9 protein-coding genes are annotated in these 14,325 nt (G+C 64.3%); all 9 read right to left on the reverse strand.

Annotated elements, in window-relative coordinates; all coding sequences use genetic code 11:
• Window positions 1-25 precede the first annotated feature (25 nt).
• The 9 genes from H7995_RS02435 to glgA all read right to left on the reverse strand — a co-directional run bounded on the left by H7995_RS02435 (window position 26) and on the right by glgA (window position 14,041).
• Entirely contained in the window at window positions 26-1,090 is a 1,065-nt protein-coding gene (locus tag H7995_RS02435) for an autotransporter domain-containing protein (RefSeq protein WP_166591681.1), read from the reverse strand.
• Between the two features lie 315 nt (window positions 1,091-1,405).
• Window positions 1,406-2,206, reverse strand: a complete 801-nt coding sequence (locus H7995_RS02440; RefSeq protein WP_185817924.1) for an endonuclease/exonuclease/phosphatase family protein — start codon at window positions 2,204-2,206, stop codon at window positions 1,406-1,408.
• 101 nt (window positions 2,207-2,307) lie between these two features.
• Window positions 2,308-3,066 carry a PIG-L deacetylase family protein gene (locus H7995_RS02445; RefSeq protein WP_166591679.1) on the reverse strand — a complete coding sequence of 253 codons (759 nt, stop codon included), beginning with the start codon at window positions 3,064-3,066 and terminating at the stop codon, window positions 2,308-2,310.
• Between the two features lie 206 nt (window positions 3,067-3,272).
• Entirely contained in the window at window positions 3,273-5,435 is a 2,163-nt protein-coding gene (gene glgX, locus H7995_RS02450) for a glycogen debranching protein GlgX (RefSeq protein ID WP_166591678.1), read from the reverse strand.
• A gap of 72 nt (window positions 5,436-5,507) precedes the next feature.
• Window positions 5,508-5,786 carry a DUF2934 domain-containing protein gene (locus tag H7995_RS02455; protein ID WP_166591677.1) on the reverse strand — a complete coding sequence of 93 codons (279 nt, stop codon included), beginning with the start codon at window positions 5,784-5,786 and terminating at the stop codon, window positions 5,508-5,510.
• A 21-nt stretch (window positions 5,787-5,807) separates the two neighbouring features.
• A complete protein-coding gene (locus H7995_RS02460; RefSeq protein WP_185817925.1) occupies window positions 5,808-8,579 on the reverse strand; it encodes a malto-oligosyltrehalose synthase in 2,772 nt (923 codons plus the stop codon).
• Complete coding sequence (gene malQ / locus H7995_RS02465) at window positions 8,576-10,657, reverse strand: 4-alpha-glucanotransferase (protein ID WP_185817926.1); 2,082 nt, start codon at window positions 10,655-10,657, stop codon at window positions 8,576-8,578. Before malQ ends, H7995_RS02460 begins: the two co-directional genes overlap by 4 nt.
• A complete protein-coding gene (gene treZ / locus H7995_RS02470; protein WP_185817927.1) occupies window positions 10,654-12,459 on the reverse strand; it encodes a malto-oligosyltrehalose trehalohydrolase in 1,806 nt (601 codons plus the stop codon). Before treZ ends, malQ begins: the two co-directional genes overlap by 4 nt.
• A 13-nt stretch (window positions 12,460-12,472) precedes the next feature.
• Window positions 12,473-14,041 (reverse strand): glycogen synthase GlgA, encoded by a 1,569-nt coding sequence (glgA, locus tag H7995_RS02475; protein ID WP_182340465.1) that lies wholly within the window; start codon window positions 14,039-14,041, stop codon window positions 12,473-12,475.
• Window positions 14,042-14,325: the final 284 nt, after the last annotated feature.

Raw genomic sequence — 14,325 nt, forward strand, 5'->3', positions numbered from 1 at the left:
CAAGCCTTGTTCCTCCAACATAAGCTCACCAGCGCATCCGCACGCCGAGGCTGCCGATCAGACCGTTGAGGTCGTTGTCGTCGACGTCGCTGCTGTAGTCGGCACTGACGTAAAGGCTGACGCTGGGGCTGACTTTGGCGACCAGGCCCAAGCCCAGTTCGACGGTGGAGGAGTAGCGGCTGCTGCTGATCTTGTCGACCTGGTCCAGGGTCACGGTGTCGCTGGTGTTGATCCGGTGCCACAGGTTGGTGCGGACGTAGGGTTCGACCGGCAGGCCGTTGATGTCGTAGCTCCCTTTCAAGCGCGCCCCGACCCGGCCACTCCAGCTGCTCAGTTCATTGGCCTGGGCGTTGCCGTTGGCGTAGGGGGTGTCCAGGGAGATGCGCTGGTTGATCAACTGCGCCTGGGGTTCGATCACCCAGTTCTTGCTGATCCCGATGGGGAACCCCCCTTCCACCGACAGCGTCACCGCGCTGCCTTCTGTGGCTTGGCGCTCGCCCTGGGCGTTACGGCTGAAGCCGCTGACCCGGCCGCCACTGGCGCTCAGGTCGACGTGCCAGCCGTTGGCCCCGGTCAAGCTCCAGTACGCACCGAGACTGTCGCCCTGGACGTTCAGGCTGTCGGTGCCGGGGTTGGCCAGGGCCGGACCAACCAGCGTACCGTTGCTGTTGCCCTGGATCTGGTTGCTACCACCCAACAGGCCCACTCGTTGGGTACTGCCGCCATTGCCGTGCACGGTCAACAGGGCCGGGCCCTTGGCCAGCGCCGCACCTACGGTGGAGAACTGTGAGTTGAGGACATCCTGCTCGGCCTGGGTGGCGGCGTGTCCGTAGACCTGTTGCCAGGCCGAAGGGGCGGCCTGTTGGATGGTCAGTAACTGGTTGTCGAGTCCGGGCTGGCGCATGAACTGGCCGGACGCAGTGATAGGGGGGGCAGGGAAGGCGAAGGTCGGTACGTCCTGGCGATACCAGGGAATCGCCTCGTCTTCGGCAGACGATGCCACAACCTCCATGGATGTACACAGCAGCAGCGAAGTCGACAGGGTGTATAGGGTGACGGATATCTCGTGTTGGATAAGGGAGGTGTTCATGGAGGTCTACCTTGCTGCATACGCATGCCATGTCTGGTCTTGGCGTCTCTCCTACCCCGAATGAGGGGCGACCGATTTCGTTGGGGCAAGCCCCGGCGGCCCGCAGGAACGGGAGCTTTCGGCCTGCCCCAGGAGTTACTTCCGGGGGTAGTAAGGGTTAGCTAAGAAGACCCGGAGCCCTGCGTCAAGAAATTGAACGATGAGCGGTATGGCTAATTTAGGTCACGTAAATGCCTGAAAATTGACGAGTCTCTAAGCTGTTGTTTCACCGGAAAATCATCCGGAAACGGCTCTGCATTACCCTTTTGGCACGAATCACAGATGCACCTCGACCGCCAGCGGCAAGTGGTCGGAAAGATGGCTCCAGGGTTTATTGCCGAGGATTCTGGGGGCGTGGCTGCTGGCGTTGCGCAGGTACACGCGGTCCAGGCGCAGCAGCGGGAAACGTGCCGGATAGGTCTTGGCCGGCCGCCCGTGATGGCGTTCGAAGGCCTCATGCAAGTCATCGCGCTGAGCAAGGGTGACGTTGCCCTGCAACTGCCAGTCATTGAAATCGCCGGCGATGATCACCGGAGCGTCTGCGGGCAGTGACTCGATCAACTGGCAGAGCAGCGCCAGTTGCAGTTGGCGATGGCTTTCCAGCAGGCTCAGGTGTACGCAGATGGCGTGGACCTCGGCGTGGCCCGGTACATCCAGCACACAGTGCAGCAAACCACGGCGTTCGGGCCCGGTGATCGACACGTCCAGGTTGCGGTGATGGCGGATCGGGTACTTGGACAGCAGGGCGTTGCCGTGGTGGCCGTCGGGGTAGACCGCATTGCGTCCGTAGGCGAAGTCGCTCCACATGCTGTCGGCGAGGAACTCATACTGCGACATCGATGGCCAGTTGCTGTGGCGCGAGGCGTGGCGATCATGCTCACCCAATACCTCTTGGAGAAACACCAGGTCGGCGGACGTACTACGCACGGCCTCGCGCAACTCGGGCAGGATGAAACGCCGGTTGAGGGCGGTAAAACCTTTGTGGGTGTTGACGGTCAGCACCCGGAGCCGATGCACGGCCGGGAGGGTGTCCTGCGGCGGGACGGGGCCGGGTTGACGTTCTGGCTCGGGGTTCACGTGCACTCCTGGAAAGTCGCGGCGGGATATCCATGCGACTGATGTGGCGGCCAGCAGTTCAGAGTATCGCCGCCGATCATCGACATCTGTGGGCAATGGCCTTACACAAAGACAATCTCATAGGGTTGGCGCAAGCGTTCCAGGACCACCTTGGGCAACAGCGGCGCGATGCCCATTTCCGGATCGCCATCCAGTTGGCTGGCATAGGCGTGGATGGCATGGCGCTTGCGAGCGGTCGTCCAGCTGTCCAGGCGCACCTTGCGCGCGCGATGCCAGGGGATCTGCCCTTGGTCGCGCACCGGCCAATGCCAGGCCCAGAAAGGCAGTTCGCACAGACGGGCACCGACCATCTGGGCGGCCTTGGCACTGGCGCGACCGACGGTGTCATGGTCGACGACGCCGTCTTCGCGCCAGGTGCTGAACAGCACATCTTCGGGGCGCAGGTAGCGGGCAATGAAGTGCGCCAACTGGGTCTCGCGCTCGGCCAGTGCGGCGTCGGTGAAACCGCCACGAATCCACTTCAGGCTGTGCATGGGCAGCCCCAGCCTGCGCAGGGCCTCGACACTTTCCTGGGGGCGAAACACGCTCAGGCGTTTCTCCGGCCACAGTTGCGAACCCGGGTAGCTGGCGCTGCCGTCGGTGACGGATATCAGTTGCAGGGGATGCCCCAGGTTGGCGAACAATTGCAGCAGGCCGCCGCAGGTCACCACTTCATCGCCGGGGTGGGGGGCGATCACCACGGCGCGGGCGCCGGGTGCGATGAGCGACTGAGTGTTGATGACCGGCAGGTTGTCCAATTGGCGGGCGCCATTCCAGATCTGCGCGGGCAGGTTGCTGTCCAGAAGCGAGGTGCTTTTCATGTTGACACGTCCTTGTACGCGTGAGCTGTCGGTCGTCTCCCGATGCCTGACCGACAGGCTGAGTGTCTTGCTCCGTCCATGCGCCCGGAACACCCTGGGGGCAGTTCCTCAAGGGCAGCGGGCAGAGTATTGCCCATGGTTCAGGGTTCGTCGCGTGCGCGGCGTGGTCCCCCAGGTTTTTTTTGTGGTGCACCTGGGGGAACTCCTCAGTCTTCGTCGTGGTGCTGCAATTCGAACAGCAGCAGCGAGCGGCCGGTGACTGAGTATGAGTGCTCGAACTCGAAGCGCTCCTGGCCGCGGATCGAGGGCTGGTTGGTGTCGATCATGCAGGTCCAGAAGCCACCGTCCGGAACCGCGGGCAGGCTGAAATTGACGATGTCGTGGTGGGCGTTGACCACCAGCAGCAAGGTCGCATCGGCGCCCTTGCGGCGGATGCCGGTTTCCTGGGCGCGGCCGTCGAGCAGCATCCCGAGGCAGCGGCCATGGCTGTCTTCCCACTGTTCGGTGGTCATCTCGCTGCCATCCGGGGCCAGCCAGGTCACGTCCTTGACCCCGATGTCTTCGTTGTAGCTGCCCACCAGGAAACGCCCGCGACGCAGGATCGGGTAGGTCAGGCGCAGTTTGATCAGGCGTTTGACGAACTTGAGCAAGGCCTTGCCGTCGTCACTCAGGTCCCAGTTGACCCAGCCGATCTCGCTGTCCTGGCAGTAGGCGTTGTTGTTGCCGTGTTGGGTGCGGGCGAATTCGTCACCGGCCACCAGCATCGGTGTGCCCTGGGCCAGCAGCAGGGTGGCGAAGAAATTGCGCATCTGCCGTTGGCGCAGTTCGTTGATCTCGGGATCGTCGCTCGGGCCTTCGACGCCATGGTTCCAGGACAGGTTGTTGTTGCTGCCGTCCTGGTTGTCTTCGTCGTTGGCTTCGTTGTGCTTGTCGTTGTAGGACACCAGGTCGTTGAGGGTGAAACCGTCGTGGGCGGTGACGAAATTGACCGAGGCGTAGGGCCGGCGCCCGCGCTGGTTGAACATGTCGCCGGAGGCGGTCAGGCGTCCGGCGAAGTCGGCCAACTGGCCGTCGTCACCTTTCCAGAACGCGCGCACGGTGTCGCGAAAACGATCGTTCCATTCCACCCATCCCGGCGGGAATCCACCCACCTGGTACCCCCCGGGGCCGCAGTCCCAGGGTTCGGCGATCAGCTTGACCTGGCGCAGCACCGGGTCCTGGCGGCAGGCCACGAGGAAGCTGTGGCGCTCGTCGAAACCATCGTGGTAACGCCCGAGGATGGTTGCCAGGTCGAAGCGGAAACCGTCGACGTGCATCTCCGTGGCCCAGTAACGCAGGGAGTCGGTGACCATCTGCAGCACGCAAGGGTGGCTCAGGTCGAGGGTGTTGCCGGTGCCTGAGTCGTTGATGTAGAAACGCTTGTCGTCCGGCATCAGGCGATAGTAGGAGGCGTTGTCGATGCCGCGCATGGACAGGGTCGGTCCCTGTTCGTTGCCTTCGGCGGTGTGGTTGTAGACCACGTCGAGAATCACCTCCAGATTGGCTTCGTGCAGGTGCGCGACCATCTCCTTGAACTCGGCGATCTTGCCGCTGGCCAGGTAGCGTGGGTCGGGAGCAAAAAAGGCGATGCTGTTGTAGCCCCAGTAGTTGGTCATGCCTTTGTGCAGCAGGTGCTGGTCGTTGACGAAGGCATGGATCGGCAGCAGTTCCACCGACGACACCCCCAGCTTGCGGATGTGCTCCAGCAGGTCATCGACCATCAGCCCGGCGAAGGTGCCGCGCACCGCCTCCGGAACCGCCGGGTGGCGCATGCTGATGCCGCGCACGTGAGTCTCATAAATGATCGTTTTGTCCCAGGGCACACTGACTCGGTGGTCGTGGCCCCAGGTGTGCGCCGGGTCGATCACCTTGCACTTGGGTACGAATGGCGCACTGTCACGTTCGTCGAAGCTGAGGTCGGCGTCCGGGTGGCCGATGGTGTAGCCAAACAGCGCTTCGGACCATTTCAGCTCGCCGACCAGTTGCTTGGCGTAGGGGTCGATCAACAGTTTGTGATGGTTGAAACGATGACCGTTCTGCGGGTCGTAAGGACCATACACACGATAGCCATAGATCAGCCCCGGATGGGCATCGGGCAGGTAACCGTGAAAGATCTCGTCGGTGTACTCGGGCAGTTCGATGCGTTCGAGTTCGACTTTCCCGGCATCGTCGAAGATGCACAGTTCGACCTTGGTCGCGTTCGCCGAGAAGATCGCGAAGTTGACCCCCAGACCATCCCAGGTCGCGCCCAGCGGGAAGGGCAGCCCTTCACGAATCCGCGAGGTTTCTGCGCCATGGGCTGGTTTTGCGGTGTTGTCGGGTGAGGTCATAAAAACTCCTGTAGCGCATGACCGGCATCGACCTGAGGTGGTCGATGCGGTTGTCGTAGCCGCTGTCGTGGGTCAACTGGCCGGTTTGCGCGGGGCGCGGGGCTTTTTCGCGGCGACGCTTTTTTCCCCTGGCGGGGTGACGACCTGGGCGGCGCCGGCCTTGGCCTTGGTTTTCGTTGCGGGCGGGGCCTTGGCTTTTGGCGTTTTTACCGGCTTGGCCGGTGCCAGGGCTTCGGCTTCCGCCAGTTTGCGGGCCATCTCCCAGTGGCGCGCTTCCTGTCCTTGGGGTTGACCCTCGGACTCCCAGATCTGATAGGCAAATTCACGAACGCGTTTTTCATCGGTACTCATCGCAATGCTCCTGAGTTGAACTCAAGTCTGGATAAACAGATTGACCGGGAAATCCCCCAGCGCGGCGCTGATCAGCAACTCTGTGTGATGTGTGACTTGCACCGTGGAAAAAAGTCCCTTCAGTTTTCCCCCGCGAGGGGTGAACGGTAGAGTGACCCGGGTATCGCCCCACTGAGGGGCAGGAACCAACGGTGTGGCACTGCTTTCCAGCAGCGCGGCGACCCGGACCGGCACCAGCACAATCGCCCACTGGCCCTGGTGCTCGCGGGCAAACGCCAGCACACGTGGGGCCTGGCTGCCTGACACCGGCAAGGGCAGGTAACGCCCGGCGCGAAACAGTTCGGCATGCTCGGCGCGTACTGCCAGGGTGCGGGCGATCAAGGCTTGCTTGATGTGCCCGTCCTGCCAGGTGTCGAGCAACCGGGCCGGATCTGGTTGGTGCTCCAGTGCCTGCATCCGTGCCTGGAAATCCACCGGCCGCCGGTTGTCCGGGTCCACGAGGCTGAAATCCCAGAACTCGTTGCCCTGGTACAGGTCCGGGACCCCCGGCACTGTCATGCGCAGAAAGGTTTGCGCCAATCCATTCAGGCCGCCACCGCTGGCAATCACCGCTACGGCGTCGGCGATACGGGTGCGCAGCGCGAGCCCCTCGGGGGCGAGCAATAGGCGCTCGGTAAAATGCCGGGCGCTCTGTTCGTAAGCGTCGTTGGCAGCACTCCAACTGCTGTGCAGCTTGGCTTCGCGCAGGGCTTTTTGTTGCCACTGCCACAGGCGCTCACAGTAATCGGTCAGGGCCGGCAGGTCGTCGCAGCGCAAACCCAGAGGCCAGCTGCCGAGCAGCGCCTGGTAGAGAATCAGTTCGTCCCCGGCTGCCGGCGCCTGGGCGTCTTCACGTAGAACCGCGGCCTCGGTGCGCCAGGTGTCGACCTGTTGCGCATACCAGGCGCTGCGTTCGCTGAGTACGGCCAACCGCGCCCGGCTGTCTTCACCGCGCTTGTGGTCGTGGGTGGCGCTGGTCAGCAGATTGTTCGGGAAGGCTGCCAGACGCTGGATGCAGGCGGCATGGAAATCGGAAAAGGGCGCACTGAATTGCTCGGTATCAAACCCGACATCGTTGCGCGACAGCAGCACGCCCGAGCGATAGAGCGCGGTGTCCTCCACGGCCTTGGCCGCCGCCGGTGATGTCAGTTGCTGGAACCGCACGCAGGCGTGCTTGAGCAGCTTGCGTTGGCGCCCCACCGGACGCTCGCGCCAAGGCTGGCCGCCCAGCCACAGGGCAATGTTGTCGAGCACCGGCCAGTCGGCTTCGCCCAGGGTCTGGCGGGCACCGTCCATGGCCTGCTGGAAAAACACCTGGTCCTCGGCGGAGCGTCCGCGGGGGCTGATGTAGGTGCGGTACACCGGGAAATGCACGATCAGTTCCTGCAGCGCCCGGCGAATGGCACCGAGGGTCAGGTCGCGGGTCATTACGTCATCGCGGGCCACTTGCAACAGGGCCTGGGCGACGCTTTCAAAATCGCCGGCCAGCGAGCCGTTGAGTATCTGCTGGCGGGCCAGGTGCGCTTCCTCGATGAACGCCTGTGGACGTTCGCTGTGCCGTTGCCACAGCTCGCCCAGGGCTAACGCGCCGTGCGGGTCGTGCTGCAGCAACGACAGTTGATTCATGAACTCATAGCCGGTGGTGCCATCGACCCCCCAGTCGCGACGCAGGGTTTCCCCGGGGCCGAGAATCTTTTCCACGTAGATCGGGATGTGCCGTGACGGTACCAGGGCGTCGACCCGGCGCCGCAGTTTGCGGCAGTAACCCCGTGGGTCGGCGAGCCCGTCGATGTGGTCGATGCGCAAGCCGTCCACCAGGCCGTCGGCCAGCAACTCGAAGAGTTTGCCGTGGGTGGCTTCGAACACGGCAGGGCGCTCGACCCGCAGGCCGCCCAGTTCATTGACGTCGAAGAAGCGCCGCCAGTTGATGTCGTCCGCCGCCGTGCGCCAACTGGCCAGGCGATAACTCTGGCGCTCCAGCAGGTGGTGCAGGCGGGTGAAACCTTCGGGCTGGCGAGCGTCATGCAGCGCCAGGTTGTGTTCGATGCAGCTGGCCAGCGCGGGCTCCCTGGCCAACTGCGCCAAGGCCTGTTGCAAGGGGCCGGCCAGCGAATGGGCGGCGGTCTGGTGACGCAGGTGGGTAAAACCCTCGGCGAGGGTTTTCAGTGCGCCGCTGTGTTCGACGCTCAGACGCTCGTCGGGCATCAGCAGCGTTGCATAGTCCATTGGACAGATCGGGAAGTGGTGTTCGTAGTGCTCGGCATAAAACCGCCCCTGCGCCGAGTCAAAGCGCAGCGCCAGGCTACCGTCCTGCAAGGCGCTGCCATAGTCGCTGCCCAGGAACGGCAGGAGCAACTGGCCTTCGAGCAGCGGGTCGGGCGAGTGCCACTGGATATCGAAGAACTCGCCATAGGGGCTGAGTCGTCCCCACTCCAGCAGGTCCTGCCACCAGGGATTGTCGGCGCCACCGACGGCCATGTGATTGGACACGACGTCGAGAATCAGGCCCATGTCGTGGGCCCGCAGGGTCTTGACCAGGCGCCGCAGCGCCGCTTCACCCCCCAGTTGCGGATTGACCTGGCCAGGGTCGACCACATCGTAGCCGTGCATCGAGCCGCTGCGGGCCTTGAGCAGCGGCGAGGCATACAGGTGGCTGATGCCGAGCCGGGCGAAATAGGGCACCAGCGGCACCGCGTCATCCAGGGTAAAACCGTGATGAAACTGCAGCCTGACGGTGGCCCGCAGACTACTCATCGATCACGCTCGCTGGCTTGCAGGCGTGCGCAGGCGAGCATTTCCAGGCGCCGCGCGGCGTCGGCATCGTCCAGCAGTTGCTTGCTGTCGGCGGGCAAGCGTCGCCGCCAGTTGGGGTGGGTGTCGACGGTGCCCGGCAGATTGGGCTGTTCGTCCAGGCCCAGGGCGTCTTCCAGCGGTAGCAACACCAGCGGCGCCCGGGTATGCCCGAGAAAACGCACGCTGGCATCGAGCACTTGGTCAGTCTCGTGCTGCTCTTCACGAAAGTTCTGCGGGTCCTGGCTCAGCGCGCTGCGCAGGCTGTCACGCTCGCGCTGGCGGTGGGCGCGCCAGTGGGTTTCGTCGTCGCCGGTCACCAGCCCGAGACGGGCGTTCCATTCGATGTCACGGCCATGCCACCAGCCGTTGAGCGTAGGCAGGTCGTGGGTGCTGGTGGTGGCCAGGGCGTTGTCGGGCCAGTCGAGAATCGGCCGGAAGCGCGTGCTGTGATCCTGTTCGAACAGCAGCACGCGCATGCCGAGGATCGAGCGGGCGATGAGTTTTTCCCGCAGGCCATCGGGCACGGTGCCGAGGTCTTCGCCGAGGACGATCGCCTGGTGCCGGTGCGACTCCAGCGTCAGCAGGCGCAGCAGGTCGTCCACCGGGTAATACAAGTAGGCACCGTCACAGGGCGGCGCGCCGAGGGGGATGACCCACAGTCGTTGCAGGCCCATCACATGGTCGATACGCAAGCCGCCGGCGTGGGCAAAGTTGGCCCGCAGCATTTCGATGAAGGCGCGAAAGCCATTGCGTACCAGGCCTTCAGGTGAAAACGCGGAGATCCCCCAGCCCTGGCCGGCGCGGTTGAGAATGTCCGGTGGCGCGCCAACGGTGAGCGAGGCCAACAGTTCGTCCTGGCGACTCCAGGCTTGACTGCCACCGCCGTCCGCCCCGACCGCGAGGTCGGCAATCAGGCCGATGCCCATGCCGCTGCTGCGGGCGACGTTTTGCGCACGCTGCAGGCAGCGCGCGATCAGCCATTGGCAAAACGCGTAGAAGCCGATGCGTCCGGCATGCTGTTCGGCGAAGGCCGCCAGTTCCGGGCTGCGCGGGTTGCGCCAGGGCTCGGGCCAATGGCGCCAGTCCAGGCTTTCGCCACGGGCGGCGCAGACCTCTTGCAGGGCTTCGAAACGGCAGTGGTTTTCCAGGGCTTCGCCACCGCTGTGGCGGAAGCTGCTGAAGTCGGCGTGCAACGGATGATCACCGCGGGCAAAGCCTTCGTACAGGGCCTGGTAGAGTTTCTGCTTGGCCTGGGCTGCCGCGGGCCAGTCCACCAGGGGCTGGCTTTCCAGCTGGGCGAGCTCGTCGGCCAGCTCGGTGGCCTCGATGGCCATGCGCAGGGCGCGTTCGCCAAGGATCTCGCCGGGCGCGGCATACAGGCTGTTGAGGAACAGCCGACTGGACGGTGAGTAGGGGCTGAAGCGCTGGGTGTCGCAGCTGAACATCGCGTGCATCGGGCTGATAGCCAGCGCTTCAGCGCCGCGTTCACCGGCAACCCGGGCCAGCTCTTCGAGGGCCTGGGTGTCACCAATACCGCCGTCGCCGGGGCGGCGCAAGGCGTACAACTGCACGCTCAGGCCCCACGCTCGCGGGGTGTCGCTGTCCACGGCCGAGGCGACGCTGTGACAGTGCAGGGGCGCCACGGCCAGGGTGAAGTAGCGGCCAGCGATGCTGACTTCCTGGTAACCCACCGGGATCAGCCCCGGCAACTGCGCCTCGCCGTCGAGTTTCAGGTTGAGGATGGCGCCGTCCTCCAGATGAATCTCGCAGGGGCTGTGCGGTTCGAAGTAACGCGCCAGGTCAAGCCGGGCCCCGACATCCACGGTCAACAGCGGTGGCAACTGGCTGCGCGCCTGGCTCTGCTGTACCTGCAACAGGCTGGCGTCGATTTCCTGGGCACTGCCGGCCGGGTGGCCGAGACCGTTGAGGACGGCGCGCAGAACTGCCGGAGCCACTTTTTGTGCGCGCCCATTGGCGTCGATCCAGTCCACGGCCAGGCCGGCCCGGCTGGCGAGAATTTCCAGTTGCGCATCGCTCATTGGCGCTCTCCTGCGGGGGGTAGCATGGATGCCGCTGCCGTCAGGCTGACCAGCGCGCAATAGGGAGCCAGGGTGCCTTGCTGTAAGCGGGTGCTCGCCTGTGGCGGGCACGCGAACAGCAGTTGGGCCTGGGCTTGCGGTATATGGGCAACAGCCTTGGCGCTGAGGTTCAACTCAATGTGCAGCACGCTGCCGTCCCCCAGTTGCCAGCGCGCGCTGATCGCCCCCTCGCCGAGCACCGAAACACCCAGCGCGTGGGCGCCGGGCAGGCGTGGGATGATTTCGCGGTGGCGAATCAGCAGCAGTTGCCGGTAGAGCGCCTGGGTGCTGTGGCGAATGCCGTAATCCCCGGGCGTGAGGTTGGGCCGCGAGTCTTCGAAGGTCTGTGGGGCATTGGGGTCGGGAATGCGTTCGCGGCTATGGGGGTCGGCAAAGGCTTTGAAGGAGGCGAACTCATTGCGCCGGCCCTCGCGTACCAACGGTGCGAGGTCGCCGTGATGACTGGTGAAGAACAGGAAGGGCTGATCGGCGGCCACTTCGTCGCCCATGAACAGCAGGGGAATCATGGGCGACAGTAGCAACAGCACCGTGGCGGCGTGCAGGGCCTGGGGCGGGCACAACTGGTGCAGGCGTTCGCCAAAGGCGCGATTGCCGATCTGGTCATGGTTCTGCAGGAACAGCACAAACGCGCTGGGGGGCAGGTGGCCGCTGGGCTCACCGCGGGTCTCGCCATGGCGGTTGGTGTGGCCCTGGTAGACAAACCCCTGGCTCAGGCAGCGGGCCAGTTGCTCGGTGGGGTTGTGGGCGAAGTCGGCGTAGTAGGCATCTGTTTCCCCGGTCAACAGGACGTGCAGGGCGTTGTGCCCGTCGTCGTTCCATTGGGCGTCGAACCGCTGCTCCAGCAGGCTGGCCTGGTTGTGCTCGTTTTCCACGGTGAGCCACACATGTCGCGCCGGATCGACCTGTTGGTGGACCCGCTTTGCCAGCTCCTGGAGAAAGTCCGGGTCGTCGATGGCGTGCACGGCGTCCAGGCGCAGGCCGTCGAAGCGGTACTCGAGCAACCACATCAGGGCGTTGTCGATGAAAAAGTCGCGCACCTCGCGGCGCCGGAAGTCGATGGCGGCGCCCCAGGGCGTGTGCCGGTCTTCGCGAAAGAAGCGCTTGGCGTAGTGGTGCAGGTAATTGCCGTCCGGCCCGAAATGGTTGTAGACCACGTCGATGATCACCGCCAGGCCCAGGCCGTGGGCGCAGTCGATCAGTTGTTTGAGGTCTTCGGGCGAACCGTAGGACGATTGCGGGGCATAGGGCAGCACGCCGTCATACCCCCAGTTGCGCTCGCCGGGAAACTGCGCCAGGGGCATCAGTTCAATGGCGGTGACGCCCAGCTCTACCAGGCGCGGCAACTGGTGCTGGACCTGCGCGAACCCGCCGAGCAGGCCGACGTGCAACTCGTAGATCACCGCTTCGTGCCAGGGCCGGCCCTGCCAGGAGAGGTGTTGCCAGCGGTAGGCGAGCGGGTCGACCACCACGCTGGCCGACTCAGGCCCCGCCACCTGGGCACGCGAGGCGGGGTCGGGGACGTCGTGTTCGCCATCGATGTTGAAGCGATAGCGGGTTCCGGCCGGACAGCGGGTCTTGAGGACAAACCAGCCGTCGGCCTGGGGCAGCATGGGCAGCGACGGCCCCTCGTCCAACTCGACACTCACATAAAATGCATCGGGTGCCCACAGCGCAAACCGAGTGTGTTGCGCATCCAGCATGACAGCGCCGTGGGGCCAGGTTTCCATAGTCCGTAACGGCATGCACAGTTCCCTCTTATAACTTGACCGATTTCCCCAGCGCCTTGGCCACCAGTTGTTCGTAGAGTTCAGCGTAGGGTTCGACGGCCTTGCACCAGTTGAACGGTGCCGCCATGGCCCGGCAGCGCATGGCATTGAGCAGGGCAGGGAAGGCAAAGACCTTGAAGGCCCGGCTCAGTGCCTCTTCGTAGCTGGCCACAGTGGACTCGTCGAACAGAAAGCCGGTGACGCCATTTTCGATGGTGTCGGCCAGCCCGCCGGTATTACGTGCCACCGGCAGGGAGCCAAACCGCTGGGCGTACATCTGGCTCAGGCCGCAGGGCTCGTAGCGCGAGGGCATCAGCAGGAAGTCACTGCCGGCGAACATGCGCCGCGCGTCGGTTTCATTGAAGCCGATGCGCACGCCGATCTGCCCGGGGAAGCGCAGGGCCAGGTTGCGCATGGCTTGTTCTTCCTCCGGTTCGCCGCGGCCGATGATTGCGATCTGCCCGCCGGATTTGACGATGTACTCGGCCACCCCTTCGGTCAGGTCCAGGCCTTTCTGGTAGACCAGGCGCGAGACCACGGCAAACAGCGGCCCCTCGCTGTCCTGCAGGCCGAACAGTTCGCGCACCTGGGCGGCATTGGCGGCCTTGCCGTCCCAGTCGCCGATGGTGAAGGGGCAGGCCAGGTGCGGGTCGGTGGCCGCGTCCCAGCTTTCATCGATGCCGTTGGGGATGCCACTGAGCAGGCCCTGTTGGGTCTTGCTGGCCAGGAAACCGTCGAGGCCGCAGCCGAAGGCCGGGGTGGTGATTTCCTGGGCGTAGGTCGCGCTGACCGTGGTGATGTGGCTGGAGTAGGCCATGCCGGCCTTGAGAAAGGACAGTTTGCCGTAGAACTCCATGCCTTCTTGCTGCAGGGCGTGTTCGGGAATGCCCAGCTCCGGGCACGAGGCCAGGCTGACCACCCCCTGGTAGGCCAGGTTGTGGATGGTGAACAGGGTTGGGGTGCGCTGCCCACGCCAGTGCATGTAGGCCGGGGCCAGGCCCGCGGGCCAGTCATGGGCGTGCACCAGATCCGGGCACCAGTGGATTTGCGCCAGGTTGGCGGCGATGTCGGCGGCGGCCAGGCCCAGGCGGGCAAAGCGGATATGGTTGTCGGGCCAGTCTCGACCGTTATTGGCGCCGTAGGGCGACCCTTCGCGCTCGTACAGTTCGGGGCAGATCAAGACGTAGATCACCAACCCGTCGGGCATGTCCATGCGTCCGATCTTGCACGGCGGCAGCGCGGCATGACCGCCCAGTTCGCCAATGATGTGGATCGGGTTGTCGCTGTGCATCACTTGCGGGTAACCGGGAATCAGCACGCGGACGTCGTGCAGGTGGGCCATGGCCCGAGGCAGTGCAGCAGAGACGTCACCCAGGCCGCCGGTCTTGACCAGGTCGGCGATTTCCGACGTCACGAACAGGACTTTCTTTTTGTTCGGATTCTGACGTGGAGTGGGCAGTACCGTCTTTGCACCGGGGGCCAGGATCGACATCGACGTCGACTCGCCGATGGCCTGCTGAGTACGCTCTCCCTGGATTTCTAAAGCGGCACTGTTCATGTGTTTCTCCCGTTTTATTGATCTGTTTCAGGCATCTCACCCGTACATCAAGCGGCCGGTTCCTGTGGCCAGGCGCAAGCGCGCCACGCGTCGTGGCGCAAGCGCGACCCGATGCGTTGGAGCTCCAAGGCTGTTGTGAACATTGCAAGGATTGCACCAGCGGCCGTGACCCCTCTAATCACCTGACCTGTCGCTATAGCGGAAAGTTTCGAGTTTTTCGCCGTTTTATGACCCGACGGTCTGACCCTGCGAAACCCAGTCTAGGCCAGAACCTAGAGCGGGGT

The organism is Pseudomonas kielensis, assembly GCF_014236655.1.
GTDB classification, from domain to species: Bacteria; Pseudomonadota; Gammaproteobacteria; order Pseudomonadales; family Pseudomonadaceae; genus Aquipseudomonas; species Aquipseudomonas kielensis.

Excerpts from the sequence above, each read along its gene's own strand:
- H7995_RS02460 (WP_185817925.1), bottom strand. The coding sequence starts at position 8,579 with ATGAGTAGTCTGCGGGCCACCGTCAGGCTGCAGTTTCATCACGGTTTT.
- treZ (WP_185817927.1), bottom strand. The coding sequence starts at position 12,459 with ATGCCGTTACGGACTATGGAAACCTGGCCCCACGGCGCTGTCATGCTG.
- H7995_RS02455 (WP_166591677.1), bottom strand. The coding sequence starts at position 5,786 with ATGAGTACCGATGAAAAACGCGTTCGTGAATTTGCCTATCAGATCTGG.
- glgA (WP_182340465.1), bottom strand. The coding sequence starts at position 14,041 with ATGAACAGTGCCGCTTTAGAAATCCAGGGAGAGCGTACTCAGCAGGCC.
- H7995_RS02445 (WP_166591679.1), bottom strand. The coding sequence starts at position 3,066 with ATGAAAAGCACCTCGCTTCTGGACAGCAACCTGCCCGCGCAGATCTGG.
- malQ (WP_185817926.1), bottom strand. The coding sequence starts at position 10,657 with ATGAGCGATGCGCAACTGGAAATTCTCGCCAGCCGGGCCGGCCTGGCC.
- glgX (WP_166591678.1), bottom strand. The coding sequence starts at position 5,435 with ATGACCTCACCCGACAACACCGCAAAACCAGCCCATGGCGCAGAAACC.
- H7995_RS02435 (WP_166591681.1), bottom strand. The coding sequence starts at position 1,090 with ATGAACACCTCCCTTATCCAACACGAGATATCCGTCACCCTATACACC.